Origin of the sequence: Ensifer adhaerens (assembly GCF_020035535.1) — a bacterium.
GTDB lineage: Bacteria > Pseudomonadota > Alphaproteobacteria > Rhizobiales > Rhizobiaceae > Ensifer.
In genome coordinates this window covers 4,083,546-4,095,708 of record NZ_CP083349.1, presented here as the reverse complement: position 1 = coordinate 4,095,708, position 12,163 = coordinate 4,083,546, and the positions used below count along the sequence as shown (strand labels likewise).

Sequence of the window (12,163 nt, the reverse complement as noted above, 5' to 3'; positions counted from 1 at the left end):
CATCAAAATATCACGGATGGCATATAGGAGCAGCCAAAGCGGGATGAGGAAAACATTCGCCGTTTTCCGCCCGCATCCCGCTCACGGTTTGGAGCTTGGGGCCGCTTCGGAGTTGTTTCATGGCATCTGCAAGGTTTCTGCGCGCGAAGCGTCTTCTAAAACGCCTCGCCGTCGGCACGGCTGCGCTCGTCTCGGCCATGGTTCTCTATCTCGTTGGCCTGCAATGGACCGGCAACTTCCACACGCTCGTCGCCGGTGAGGTCTACCGCTCGGCACAGCCGACGCCGGAGGCGATCGCCACCTATTCCAAGGCCTACGGCATCCGAACCATTATCAACCTGCGCGGCGAGAGGCCGGACGAAAGCTGGTATCGCGACGAGGTTGCCGCCGCCGAGCGCAACGGTATCCGGCTCATCAACTTCCCCATGTCCGCCTCGGCGGAGATCGACCGCAAGGAAACCGACGCGCTGATCGCGATCCTCAAGGACGCACCGAAGCCGCTGTTGATCCACTGCAAGGCCGGCGCCGACCGCACCGGGCTGGTCTCGACGATCTACCTGCAGCAGATCGCCGGCGTCGACGAGGAGACGGCCGAGTGGCAGCTGTCGCCGCTCTACGGCCATGTGGCCATTCCCTATCTGTCCGGCACCTTTGCCATGGACGAGACCTGGGAAGCCCTGGAAAAATCCTTCGGCCTCAGCAGCTAGGCGACGACGGCGTCCTAGATTGACGCTCGCCCCATCGGCGCCCCTCATCCGGCCGGCCACCTTCTCCCCGCAAACGGGGCGAAGGAGACACGTAGCACCCGTTCATCTCAGCAAGGACGACCCCTCTCCTGTGACGGCTCTGGTCGGCGGCGCTACGAACAGCACGCTCTCTCCCCGCCCGCAGGAAGAGCGCCAAGGTGAGGGGCAACTTGCCTGGAAGGCGCGACCCGATCGTTCGCCGGTATGCGGTTTGAGAACTGAGCTGCTCTACTTGAGCTTCGCCAGCAGCGCCGCCAGTTGCCGCGCCTCCGCTTCAGTCAGTCTGGCGCCGACATGGGCCTCGATCGAGGGGCCATAGGTCTGCCACATGCGCGCGCGCATCGCCCGGCCGGCCTCGGTAATGACAACCCATTGGCCGCGACCATCCGCGTCGAAGGTTTCGCGGCGGACAAGGCCCTCCTTCATCAGACGATCGATCAGCCGGGAGAGATTGTACTGGGCGAGCAGCGTGCGCGCCTCGATCTCGAAGGGACGCAGCCGTCCATGCTCCGCCTGAACCAGCTCCCACAACACGTCGTACCAGCCAAGCGGCGGCAAGCTGGCTGCCTTGAAATCGGCTTCGATCCGCGCAAGCACGCGCTCGCGCGCCCGCATCAGCCCGATCCAGGCCTCGGTCGTTTCCGGTCCGGGACGCTTTCCATCATTTTTTGTCTCTTCGCTCATAGATGCAATTACATCCACCTTGAAAGTCGAAGCAAGCCTACATACATGCAAATGCATCTACTTGCCTCAACCGGGAGACTGCCATGCTTACCCTCGTCAGCCACCATCTCTGCCCATATGTGCAGCGCGCCTCGATCGCGCTCGACGAAAAAGGCGTTCGCTTCGAGCGGACCTACATTGACCTCAAGGCCAAGCCCGACTGGTTCCTGAAGATCTCGCCGCTCGGCAAGGTGCCTCTGCTGCAGGTGCCGCAGCAAGGCGGTGAAACGGTGCTGTTCGAAAGCTCCGTCATCGCCGAATATGTCGAGGAAAGCCAAGCTGGACCGAAGCTTCACCCTGAAGATGCGCTGGAGCGCGCCCGGCATCGCGGATGGATGGAGTTCGGCTCGTCGATCCTCTCGGATCTCTGGGGCTTCGAGACCGCCAGTGACCGGGAAACCTACGAACAGAAGCGCAAGACACTGGCCGGAAAATTCGCGACTGTCGAAGCGGCGCTCGGCGACGGCCCCTATTTCGCCGGCACACGATTTTCGCTCGTCGATGCGGTCTTCGCGCCGATCTTCCGCTACTTCGACCTCTTCGACACGCTCGCCGATCACGGCATCTTCGACGGGCTCGATCGTATCCGTGCCTGGCGTGCAGCACTGGCGGACCGGCCGAGCGTCAAGACGGCGGTGACGGCGGATTACGGCGAGCGGCTGATGACTTTTCTGCGGGAGCAAGATGCCTATCTGCTGCGCGCCCGTCAGGGATAGACGGATAGGATCGAGGGCAGCATCCCGTCCTTCAGTTTCGTTTCGCACTGGCCTATGACATCACCAAGCCATGCGGGAGGAACTGCATATGACGGACATGACCTCGACCTTGACGATCCTGGAGCCCTACCCCGGTCTCTACGCCTATTACGACGGGCGCATCGCCGGGGTGCGGCTCTTTTCGGAGGGTCCGAACTGGCTCGACGACGGCGCTTATGAACTGGGCGTCGCCTCGTATGCGATCGTCGGCGGCGAGCAAGCGCTGGTCTATGATACCCATATCTCGCTCGCCCATGCCCGGGCGATCCGAAATCACCTCGAGAGCCTCGGTGTCACTTCGATCCGCGTCGTGCTCAGCCACTGGCACAAGGACCATGTGGCCGGAAACGCCGTCTTCGCCGACTGCGAGATCATCGCGCTCAGGCTGACGGCAGAGAAGCTTGAAGAAAATCGCGAACGGATCGAGACGGCGACGCCGCCGATCCATCCCCTCGTCATGCCGAACCGGCTGTTTGCGGAGACGCTTGCGCTGACCGTCGGGGAACGTCGCGTCGAGTTGCATCACTTCGCCATCCACAGCGCCGACGGCAATGTCATCTGGCTGCCTGAGGAAAGGCTGCTGCTGGCCGGCGATACGCTCGAGGATACGACAACCTTCATCAGCGAGGCCGACCAGACGGCGACGCACATCGCGGAGCTCAGGCGTCTGCGGCAATGGCCGATTGCTCGAATCCTGCCGGCCCATGGCGACCGCGAGCGCATCGCCACCGGCGGCTATGGGCCGGACCTGATCGATGCCAATCGCGGCTATATCGAAAGACTGATGGGCGCCATTTCGGCCGGGACGGTAGTCGGCACGCTCGAGGAATTCGCGGCCGAAGAGATCGCCTCCGGCGCGATCCGCTATTTCGCACCTTACGAGGCGGTGCACCGGAGCAACATCGAGCGAATGCGGGCCGTTCTCCGGACGGATTGAGCCGCGACACCACGATGACCACCAGCCTTCATTTTCGCCGCAAAGCGCTCTAAGTCTTCTTCTTCCGATTCAAAAGACAGGCAGATCATGACCTATCCCGCCAATACGCCCAATCCGATTGATCCGGTAAAACTCGACAAGCTCGCGGAAGTCGCGATCCAGGTCGGCCTGCAGCTTCAGCGCGGCCAGGACCTGGTGATGACCGCGCCGGTGGCGGCCATGCCGCTCGTCCGCCTCATCACCAAGCACGCATACAAGGCGGGTGCGGGACTGGTGACGACGCTCTATTCCGACGAGGACACGACGCTCGCGCGCTACGCCTACGCTCCCGACGAAAGCTTCGACCGGGCGAGCGATTGGCTGTTCAAGGGCATGGCCGAGGCCTTTGCCGGCGGCGCTGCACGGCTTGCGATCTCCGGCGACAACCCGATGATGCTGTCGGCGCAGGACCCGGCCAAGGTCGCGCGTGCCAACAAGGCGAACTCGATCGCCTACAAACCCGCGCTCGAAAAGATCTCGAACTTCGACATCAACTGGAACATCGTTTCCTACCCGAATCCGTCCTGGGCGAAGCTGGTCTTCCCTGATGATCCGGAACACGTGGCCGTCGAGAAGCTCGCCAACGCGATCTTCGCCGCCTCGCGCATCGACGTCGCCGATCCGGTCGCCGCCTGGAAGGAGCACAACGCCAACCTCGCCCGGCGCTCGGCCTGGCTGAACGGCGAGCGCTTTGCGGCGCTGCACTTCACCGGCCCGGGCACCGACCTGACTGTCGGGCTTGCCGATAGGCATCTGTGGTGCGGCGGTGCATCGGAAGCCAAGAACGGCGTGACCTGCAACCCGAACATCCCGACCGAAGAGGTCTTCACGACGCCGCATGCGCTGCGGGTCGAGGGCCACGTCTCCTCGACCAAGCCGCTGTCGCACCAGGGCACGCTGATCGACAACATCCAGGTGCGCTTCGAAGGCGGCCGGATCGTCGAGGCGAAGGCATCGCGCGGCGAGGAAGTGCTGAACAAGGTGCTCGATACCGACGAGGGCGCGCGCCGGCTCGGCGAAGTGGCGCTGGTGCCGCATTCCTCACCGATCTCGGCGAGCGGCGTTCTGTTCTACAACACGCTGTTCGACGAAAACGCCTCGTGCCACATCGCGCTCGGCCAGTGCTATTCCGGCTGCTTCGTCGACGACACCAAGCTGACGCCGGAACAGATCCGCGCCCAGGGCGGCAATTCCAGCCTGATCCACATCGACTGGATGATCGGTTCGGGCCAGGTCGACATCGACGGCGTGCGCGCCGACGGCAGCCGCGTGCCGGTCATGCGAAAGGGCGAGTGGGCCTGATCACGGCTTCTCGCCAGTCTCGTCCGACCTGAAGGATTTGTGGCCGCCGCAACACATGCGGCGGCCTTTTCTTTGGGGGCCCTCAGCCGTTGGCGGCCCGCTTCAGACGCGGCATCTCCGCCGATTGGTAGAGCGACAGCACATGGCCATCGGGATCGGCGAATTCCGCCGACCAGCCACCCGGCGCGTGGCTCACCGGTGTGACGATGGTGGTTCCCTTTTCCGCGAGGCCGGCGACCACATCGTCGATGCCGCCTTCGGCGAGATCGAACACGACGATCGGCGTGTTGCCCGGTTTGCTTTCGACGACGAAGAAGATCAGCTCGACCTCGTTTTCTATCTTCGCCATCAGCCAGGTGCCGGCTTCGTCGTCCTCCACGCGCTGGACCTTGAGACCAAGGACATCTCGATAGAAGGCTTCCGTTCGGCCGAGATCCGAGATGAAGTAGCAGATCGCCCCGATACGTGGTTTCGACAGCATTGGTTGCTCCCTTTCTGTTTGTTACGCCAGCTTGTTGCCGCCGGTTGCCGCTTTGTGAGGCGCGCGCAAAGAAAAATTGATCGCGAAGAGATGGCCATCCGGATCGTGGCTGGCGAAGGCTGCCCGGCCGTCGCGCGTCACCGGCAGCAGCGCCTGGCGGATACGGCCGGTTTCCAGCGGATAGCGCAGTCCCGTCAGTTCCAGATTGGTCTCGACATGACCGGCGGCACGCCAGGTACGACGCAGCATCAGGATGCGCTGGCGCAGCGCTTCGTCGGAAATGCCGAGGAGATGGCGGATTTCGAGGCGATTGTGACCGGCGATCGCGAGCAGCATCACGATCCTGAGGCCGGGCGAGAGCGTGGCGGCGAAAGCAAGCGGATCGTCGGAACGCCCCTCTTCCGTTTCCGGCACGCCCGATTGCTGCTCGCGGCGAAGGCGGCGGGCTGCGCTACGCGCCTGCATGGCAGCGAGCTTGCGAATGATGCCGCAGAACCAGGCCCGATCACCGCCGGTCGGGAACCGCCCCGCCTTCAGCGCCACGATCAGCGCTTCGTAGCAAATCCTCCGCTTCGGCGGCGCGACGGGTCTGGCGCCTGGCGAAGCGGAGGAGATCGGAATAGTGTGCCGGCGTCAGGTGCTCGGTCATCAGGCATGCGCTTTTTCAGGGTTGAGGTTCCCGGCAATGTGAAGCGCTTGCCCTATGGTTGCAAGCCCGCCTTCAAGCGCGGGCCGGTCGCACCTTCGGCAGCAACTGCGCACGCTGGCTGAGCCAGACGCTGATGAAGACCACCAAGATGCCGAGCGCCTGGACCGGGGTCATTTGCTCGCCGAGCACGCCCCAGCCGAGCAGGATGGCGACGACGGGGCTCAAGAAACCGAGCGGCGAGACGGCCGACGGTTCTAGGCGCGAAAGGCCGCGGAACCAGAGCAGATAGGTAAAGGCGGCGCCGATCAGGCCGAGATAGGCAAGCCCGAGGACGTTTGCCGTGGTCAGTGGCGGCAGCGACGGCTCGAAGAACAACGCCACCGGCACGAGCATCAGACCACCGGCGGCCAGTTGCCAGGCGGTGAAGGTGAGCGGCGGCACCGGCGGCGCCCAATGGCGACTCAGAACGGTACCGAAGGCCATGGAGACGGCGCCGGCGAGACCGGCCAGTACCCCGAACGGATCGAGCGCAGCGCCAGGTGTGAGCACCAGCAGGGCGACGCCGACGATACCTGCGAGGCCGGCGACGACACTGAGCAGGCGGATCGGCGAGCCCAGAAACACCCGCGACAGAAGGATGACGATCAGCGGCTGGACGGCGCCCACCGTGGCCGCAACGCCGCCCGGCAACCGGTAAGCCGAAACGAACAGCATGGCCCAGAAGAAGGAGAAGTTGAGCGCGCCGAGCACGAACGTGCGCGGCCACCAGATACCTTCAGGCAGGCGCCGTACGATCAGCAAGAGCAGGAGGCCTGCCGGAAGCGCCCGCAACATCGCAACGGTCAGCGGATAACCCGAGGGCAGGAACCGCGTGGTGACGAGGTAGGTGCTGCCCCATATGGCCGGGGCGAGTGCGGTCAAGGCGAGATCGGTGGTGCGGTTCGTACTCATATCTTTATCTCAAGAATCTCTATATCAAGATAAATTGAAGCTAGCACAGTTTATCTCTACGTCAAGATACTCTATGACTGACGAAACAGTGGAGATTCCCTGATGGATCGCGTCGACAGAATTTTGGCCCAATGGCACCGGGAACGGCCGGATCTTGACGTGACGGCCATGGGGCTGCTTGGCCGCCTCTCGCGGCTTTCGACCCATATCGGCCGGGAAGTCGAAAAAACCTTTGCCGAACGCGGCCTCTCCGCTTCGAGCTTCGACGTGCTCGCGACGCTGCGCCGCTCCGGGCCGCCCTATCGGCTTTCGCCCGGAGATCTGCTGGATACGACCATGGTCAGCTCGGGAACCATGACCAACCGCATCGACCAGTTGGAGAAGGCCGGACTCGTCGAGCGGATTGCCAACCCCGAGGACAGGCGCAGCGTCATCATTGCGCTCACGGAGGAAGGGCTGCGCCGGGTCGACGAGGCCGCGACCGCGCACGTGGCAAACCAGCACCGCGTCGTTTCCGAACTCTCGTCCGAGGAGCGCGCAGCGCTCGACGGCTTGCTTAGAAAATATTTGGCGACGTTCGAGTAGCCGCGGCTAGATGCTCGCGATGAGCCGGCGCACACGGTCGAGATGTGCCTTGCGCTTGGCGTCGGTCGCCCTGTCCATGTCATGCAGCGCGAGCATGCGGAAGTTCAGCCCCTTGGCACAGAAAGCGGCGATGCCGCGTTTCAACAGTCGTTTCACCGGATTGCCCATGTAGAGATGCACCACCCACCAGGGCGAGCCTGTTGTGGTCAGCGCCCAGAAGACCTTGATGTTGTGAAGCCGCGGAATGATGCGGCCGCCGGCCGGATCGTTGTCGAAGGCGACACCAGGCGCAAAGACACGATCGAAGAAGCCCTTGAGGATCGCCGGAAAATTGAACCACCATTGTGGGAACACGAGCACCAACCCGTCGGCCGCCTGCAGGCGCGCTATCCAGTCGGCCGCTGCCGAGCGGTCATAGGCGTCGGTGAAGTAGCTGCCGCGCTCGGCCACGGTGAGACGCGGATCGAAATCCTCGCGATAAAGATCGAGCAAATCGACCGAATGGCCGTTCGCCTCCAGGGCCGTGCGCGCTTCACGCGCGACGTTGACGGCAAAACTGTCTTCGAGCGGGTGAGCAAGCACAAGCAGAATGCGCATCCGATGTTCCTCGTGTGTCAGGCAGGATCGAAAATGATCTCTCGTTCAAATGCTATAAAAAATCAATCTGTTGCTGGAAGCCCACCTGGCGGCGAATGTCGACGTTGCAATGGGCTTGAAAAACGAAGCCATTCGCGCCGCTGGAGATTGATGGAGTCCTTGCTCGGCTATCGAGGATAAACCGGACGCGCGTTGCGGGCCAGTTCCGCGAAAACGGATGGCAACCGGCGCGAAGCCCAGGCGGATATGAGTTGCGCGGCGTTGTCTTCCACGGGCTGATCCGAGCGAAGCTGGAGATCGTAGCGCTGTCCTTCATGGATCCGATGAAAGTCCTCCGCGGCACTGCCGATCGGCCGATCGCCGCGAAGCGTTTCCCTTCGGACGAGTTCGTCGAGTTCGCAATGAAGGCCGACGAAAAAGACGTCGAAGGGTTCGAACATCGCCGCCAGTTCGACGGCCCAGCCGGGCTCCTCGAGAATGTGCTCCAGCAGGAGATTGTTGCCGGCTGATGCATAGGCAACCAGCGAGCGGTGAAACCCGTCGAAGAAGCGGGCCCGGTGTTCTTTCCAGCGAAAGTCGCCGCGGCGGAACCGCTCCATCGGCACCGTTCCCGAATCGCGAAGATGGTCGATCGAAACATGCCAGAACGGCTCGCCAATCTGCGCCTGGACCGCACGCGCCAGCGTCGATTTCCCACTGCTGGAGGCGCCGTGGATGAAGATAATCTTGGCTCGCTCGATCATGCCGGGCTCCGTCAATCTTTAGGGAACCATGGCGTTAGGTCGTCGCCATGACAACGGGATGACGCGCTAGAACAGACTGCCCTGTTTCGGCGGATCTCCCGCCGGCTCCGCGGGCTTCGGCTGCTTCTTGCGTGGCACCGGCGACGGAGAAGCCGGCTCGCCCTCGCCTTCGCCCGCAATTGCCGAAACGCGGCCATCGGCAAATTCCAGACTGAGTGCCATGCCGGCCGAGACGGATGCCGCCTGGCGCACGGGACCGCCATCGGCGTCCCGAACAAGAGCGAAGCCGCGCTGCAGGACGTTGCGATAGGAGAGCGACTGCAGGATGCGATCCTGGGCGACAATGACGCTGCGCAGGCGGCGCACGTCTGCACGGATCGCCGCATCCGACCGGGCGGCAAGCCCCGTGACACGATCGGAAGCGCGGTGGATCTGGCCGACCAAGCGTGAGGGCAGCGCCCGTAGCGCCGCATCCGCCGCCTGGACCCGCGCCTCGCCGCGATGGACCTGCCGCTCGACGATGCGTTCGGCCTTGTTCATGGCATCGACAAGGCGCTGACGCCGCTCGGAAAGCTTGCCCTTCAGAAGATCGGCGCGCAGCTCGGCCGAGACACGCTCGAACTGCCGGCGCTTGTTCGCCGTGTTCAATTGCAAGCCACGGCCGAGGCCCAGCGCTGCCTCATCGAAGCGACGGCGCGGCAGCGCCAGCAGTTGATCGAGTGACGGAAGCGCCCGCGCCAGTGCGCGCACCGCCTGGCGGCGATTGTCCATCTGCCGCCCGACCGCAGATTTCAAGCGTGCCGACAGGCCGGAGACCGCCGCCTCGAGATCGGCCCGGACCGGCACGGCCATTTCGGCCGCCCCGGTCGGCGTCGGTGCGCGCTGGTCGGCGGCATAGTCGATCAGCGTCCAGTCGGTCTCGTGCCCGACGGCGGAAATCAGCGGAATCTGAGAGGCGGCCGCGGCACGAACGACGGCCTCGTCGTTGAAGCCCCAGAGGTCTTCGAGGCTGCCGCCGCCACGCGCAACGATCAACACATCCGGACGGGCGATCGGGCCGCCGGGTTCAATATCGTTGAAGCCTCGGATCGCCGCCGCCACCTCGTCGCCCGAACCATCGCCTTGCACCCGCACCGGCCAGACGACGACGTGCACCGGAAAGCGGTCGGCAATGCGGTGCAGGATATCGCGGATGACGGCACCGGTCGGCGAGGTCACCACGCCGATCACCCTGGGCATATAGGGCAGCGGCCGCTTGCGGGCGGCATCGAAGAGACCCTCGGCCCCGAGCTTGCGCTTGCGCTCTTCGAGAAGCGCCATCAGCGCGCCCGCACCGGCCGGCTCCATCGATTCGATGACGATCTGGTATTTCGACGAACCCGGGAAGGTCGTGACCTTGCCGGTCGCGATTACCTCCATGCCCTCTTCCGGGCGGAAGCGTAGGCGCGAGAAGGTGCCCTTCCAGATCACCGCGTCAATGCGGGCCCGATCGTCCTTGAGCGCGAAGTAGGCATGGCCCGACGAGTGCGGGCCGCGATAGCCGGAGATCTCGCCGCGCACGCGCACCTGGTCGAAGGCCTGCTCGACGGTTCGCTTGATCGAGCCCGAAAGCTCGGACACCGAATATTCGGCAAGATTGCTCGGAGAATCGCTGTCGAAGAAAGAAGCCATGGCTTCTTTTACCGCACCCTTCGCCGAAGGCCAGCATATCCGTTGCGCTTTCCACCCGCCGGGCAGGCACCGCCTAAGGTTTCAGAGCATAGAGCCGGATGGGCGAACCTGCCGAAATCGGCAAGGGCGACAGGAACGCCGGCACATGATCGGCCGCAAGTTCGGCATAGAGCCCTTGCGGCGCTCGCGCGGCGATCATTCGTGCCTGAACGTCCGCGGCGCAGAAGGCCAGGATCGGACGTCCGAGCTGGCGCAGCATGACCGCCGCATCCTCAGTCCGGGCCAGGCCGATCTTCAACTCCGTAAGCATGCCCGCGGCATTGCGGTGATAGGGCGCACTCAGCACGCGGTGCTGCGTGTGGCGAAGGACGGCCGCACCGATATCGGATGGCCCGACGATGAGCGAAGGCGCCAAGCCCTCCAGATCGGTCAGCGATGCCGCCGTCAGGCAGGCCTCACCGTTCGAGGCTTGGGGCTCGCCCGCCATGACGCCACCTATCCCCTTGTCGAAAAGCTCCCCGGCAATAGCCCAGACAACCGGGACCGAAATGAGAAGCGTGCCAACATAAAGCAGGGAGGCGCCTGTTCCCGCCGTACCGCCTTTCGAGCGGGCACGAAGATCCGAAAGCAGCAAGGCAAGCGGCACGATTGCCAGAAGATTGGAGAAGGCCATTCCGCGCACCTGAATGAGCGCAATCATCAGGCTCGAAAACACAAGCGCGAAGAGAATGAGGTTGAGATCGACCCTGTCACGACGCCAGATGCGCCAGGCGCAGACAAGCGCGGCAAAGGCACCGGCGAAATAGTAGGCGCCGAGGCTCGTGGGCTCAGTCTTTGCGACGGCCACGAAGGAACGCGCCTCGGTGACATTGTCGAGCCACAGTTCGCGAAGCAGCGGGTCGAGCCCCGACAGCGGATTGCCGAGGCATTGCGGCGCCACAACCAGTGCCACAGCAATGACGACCAGGCCGCACGCGCCAAGAGCGATCATCCTTGCGACGGCTGACCGATCGCTGAGCGTGGCGGCTGCAAGCGCCAACAGGCCACCCCCGGTCAGCGCCAGCGAATAGAAAGCGATCGAGAGATTGTCGCAGGTCGCGGCCAGATAGAGGCGCGGCGGCACCGTCGCGAAGAAGAACAGGCTGAGGCCTGCAACCAGCGAAAGACCGAACGCGACGGTGGCCCGCAAAGCCTTTCGACCGGCCCAAACCCATTGGCAGGCAACGACTGCGCAGACCATCGCCACAAACGGCGTCGTTTCTGCGCCAATGGCAATCGCCAGCGCTGCCGCCAATCCTGCAATGGCGTAGCTCGCTGCGCGATACGTTCGATCGACGAGCATTGCCGCCATGGCAGCAACCAGAACCAATTGCACATTGTGATGGTCGATCGAACCGCCGAGGAATCGATTGGTCGTGATGATGAAGATCACGGTCAGTCCCAGGCAGAAATGCATGGCATCCACACCACCAGCGCGACGACCGGCCAGCCCCATTGCCGCCAGCAAAGGCACGGCAAGCGAAATCGGCCAGAACCCCAAGGCCAGGGTTTCAGCCTGCTCAGTGCCGACAAATGGCCTGAAGATGGAAATGAGCGTGGCGATCGGCAGGTCGATGAGGCGCGACCAGTGCATCAGCGTGCCGCCTTCCAGGCCGAGGCGGACTTGCGTCAGGTCGAACCAGCTCTGCCCAGTAAGGAGATCACGCACCTGAACCAGGCGCATGACATCGTCGTTGTCGCGGCCGACATAGTCGGGTGCCGTCAGGAACCGGGTGACGAGGAAGAGGACTGTGGGCACGCCGTAGACGAGCACCATCCAACGCAGGCTCGACCAGAACGGCCTCGGCGCGTCCGTTGAAGTCGCCTCAGAAAGCGTCGCCGTCCCGTTCGCCATGGAATCCCTGCCCTTCTCCATCTCATCACAGCCTAACGATACGCGCTCAAGAAAGCGTAAAGCCTGCAGCGGTCAGGTCAGCCCCCCAGG

Annotated in this window: 13 protein-coding genes; 5 read left to right on the top strand and 8 right to left on the bottom strand. The window is 63.7% G+C overall.

Annotated features, from left to right (window positions below; genetic code table 11):
- Nucleotides 1-119: 119 nt before the first annotated feature.
- Nucleotides 120-707, top strand: coding sequence for a dual specificity protein phosphatase family protein (locus tag LAC81_RS19925; protein WP_328716626.1), 588 nt, complete (start codon nt 120-122; stop codon nt 705-707).
- A gap of 267 nt (nt 708-974) precedes the next feature.
- Here the strand turns inward: LAC81_RS19925 and LAC81_RS19920 are convergent, their stop codons facing one another.
- Entirely contained in the window at nt 975-1,430 is a 456-nt protein-coding gene (locus LAC81_RS19920; protein ID WP_223726163.1) for a MarR family winged helix-turn-helix transcriptional regulator, read from the bottom strand.
- Nucleotides 1,431-1,513: 83 nt separating this feature from the next.
- On the opposite strand from LAC81_RS19920, the gene LAC81_RS19915 reads away from it, so the two are divergent.
- The 3 genes from LAC81_RS19915 to LAC81_RS19905 all read left to right on the top strand — a co-directional run bounded on the left by LAC81_RS19915 (nt 1,514) and on the right by LAC81_RS19905 (nt 4,502).
- Entirely contained in the window at nt 1,514-2,185 is a 672-nt protein-coding gene (locus LAC81_RS19915) for a glutathione S-transferase family protein (protein ID WP_223726162.1), read from the top strand.
- 88 nt (nt 2,186-2,273) lie between these two features.
- A complete protein-coding gene (locus tag LAC81_RS19910; protein WP_223726161.1) occupies nt 2,274-3,161 on the top strand; it encodes an MBL fold metallo-hydrolase in 888 nt (295 codons plus the stop codon).
- 87 nt (nt 3,162-3,248) lie between these two features.
- Nucleotides 3,249-4,502 (top strand): aminopeptidase, encoded by a 1,254-nt coding sequence (locus tag LAC81_RS19905; protein WP_223726160.1) that lies wholly within the window; start codon nt 3,249-3,251, stop codon nt 4,500-4,502.
- Between the two features lie 82 nt (nt 4,503-4,584).
- Here the strand turns inward: LAC81_RS19905 and LAC81_RS19900 are convergent, their stop codons facing one another.
- From LAC81_RS19900 to LAC81_RS19890, 3 genes are all read right to left on the bottom strand, one after another.
- Nucleotides 4,585-4,983: a VOC family protein gene (locus LAC81_RS19900; protein WP_223726159.1), complete on the bottom strand. Its 399-nt coding sequence runs from the start codon at nt 4,981-4,983 to the stop codon at nt 4,585-4,587.
- Between the two features lie 21 nt (nt 4,984-5,004).
- Nucleotides 5,005-5,526: an RNA polymerase sigma factor gene (locus tag LAC81_RS19895; protein ID WP_223726158.1), complete on the bottom strand. Its 522-nt coding sequence runs from the start codon at nt 5,524-5,526 to the stop codon at nt 5,005-5,007.
- Nucleotides 5,527-5,704: 178 nt separating this feature from the next.
- The gene (locus tag LAC81_RS19890; protein ID WP_223726157.1) at nt 5,705-6,583 is read right to left on the bottom strand and encodes an EamA family transporter; all 879 of its coding nucleotides are present in this window, start codon (nt 6,581-6,583) and stop codon (nt 5,705-5,707) included.
- Between the two features lie 102 nt (nt 6,584-6,685).
- Here LAC81_RS19890 and LAC81_RS19885 point away from each other — a divergent pair, with 102 nt between their 5' ends.
- Entirely contained in the window at nt 6,686-7,168 is a 483-nt protein-coding gene (locus tag LAC81_RS19885; protein WP_223726156.1) for a MarR family winged helix-turn-helix transcriptional regulator, read from the top strand.
- A 6-nt stretch (nt 7,169-7,174) separates the two neighbouring features.
- Here LAC81_RS19885 and LAC81_RS19880 read toward each other — a convergent pair whose 3' ends face one another.
- From LAC81_RS19880 to LAC81_RS19865, 4 genes are all read right to left on the bottom strand, one after another.
- Nucleotides 7,175-7,765, bottom strand: coding sequence for an NAD(P)H-dependent oxidoreductase (locus LAC81_RS19880; protein WP_223726155.1), 591 nt, complete (start codon nt 7,763-7,765; stop codon nt 7,175-7,177).
- A 167-nt stretch (nt 7,766-7,932) separates the two neighbouring features.
- Entirely contained in the window at nt 7,933-8,508 is a 576-nt protein-coding gene (locus tag LAC81_RS19875) for a chloramphenicol phosphotransferase CPT family protein (RefSeq protein ID WP_223726154.1), read from the bottom strand.
- 66 nt (nt 8,509-8,574) lie between these two features.
- A complete protein-coding gene (gene xseA / locus LAC81_RS19870; protein WP_223726153.1) occupies nt 8,575-10,179 on the bottom strand; it encodes an exodeoxyribonuclease VII large subunit in 1,605 nt (534 codons plus the stop codon).
- A gap of 73 nt (nt 10,180-10,252) precedes the next feature.
- Nucleotides 10,253-12,073, bottom strand: coding sequence for a hypothetical protein (locus LAC81_RS19865; RefSeq protein WP_223726152.1), 1,821 nt, complete (start codon nt 12,071-12,073; stop codon nt 10,253-10,255).
- Between the last annotated feature and the right edge of the window lie 90 nt (nt 12,074-12,163).

What these genes read in the sequence shown, in the direction of transcription:
- LAC81_RS19925 (WP_328716626.1), top strand. Translation starts at nt 120, where the DNA reads ATGGCATCTGCAAGGTTTCTGCGCGCGAAGCGTCTTCTAAAACGCCTC.
- LAC81_RS19920 (WP_223726163.1), bottom strand. Translation starts at nt 1,430, where the DNA reads ATGAGCGAAGAGACAAAAAATGATGGAAAGCGTCCCGGACCGGAAACG.
- LAC81_RS19915 (WP_223726162.1), top strand. Translation starts at nt 1,514, where the DNA reads ATGCTTACCCTCGTCAGCCACCATCTCTGCCCATATGTGCAGCGCGCC.
- LAC81_RS19910 (WP_223726161.1), top strand. Translation starts at nt 2,274, where the DNA reads ATGACGGACATGACCTCGACCTTGACGATCCTGGAGCCCTACCCCGGT.
- LAC81_RS19905 (WP_223726160.1), top strand. Translation starts at nt 3,249, where the DNA reads ATGACCTATCCCGCCAATACGCCCAATCCGATTGATCCGGTAAAACTC.
- LAC81_RS19900 (WP_223726159.1), bottom strand. Translation starts at nt 4,983, where the DNA reads ATGCTGTCGAAACCACGTATCGGGGCGATCTGCTACTTCATCTCGGAT.
- LAC81_RS19890 (WP_223726157.1), bottom strand. Translation starts at nt 6,583, where the DNA reads ATGAGTACGAACCGCACCACCGATCTCGCCTTGACCGCACTCGCCCCG.
- LAC81_RS19885 (WP_223726156.1), top strand. Translation starts at nt 6,686, where the DNA reads ATGGATCGCGTCGACAGAATTTTGGCCCAATGGCACCGGGAACGGCCG.
- LAC81_RS19880 (WP_223726155.1), bottom strand. Translation starts at nt 7,765, where the DNA reads ATGCGCATTCTGCTTGTGCTTGCTCACCCGCTCGAAGACAGTTTTGCC.
- LAC81_RS19875 (WP_223726154.1), bottom strand. Translation starts at nt 8,508, where the DNA reads ATGATCGAGCGAGCCAAGATTATCTTCATCCACGGCGCCTCCAGCAGT.
- xseA (WP_223726153.1), bottom strand. Translation starts at nt 10,179, where the DNA reads ATGGCTTCTTTCTTCGACAGCGATTCTCCGAGCAATCTTGCCGAATAT.
- LAC81_RS19865 (WP_223726152.1), bottom strand. Translation starts at nt 12,073, where the DNA reads ATGGCGAACGGGACGGCGACGCTTTCTGAGGCGACTTCAACGGACGCG.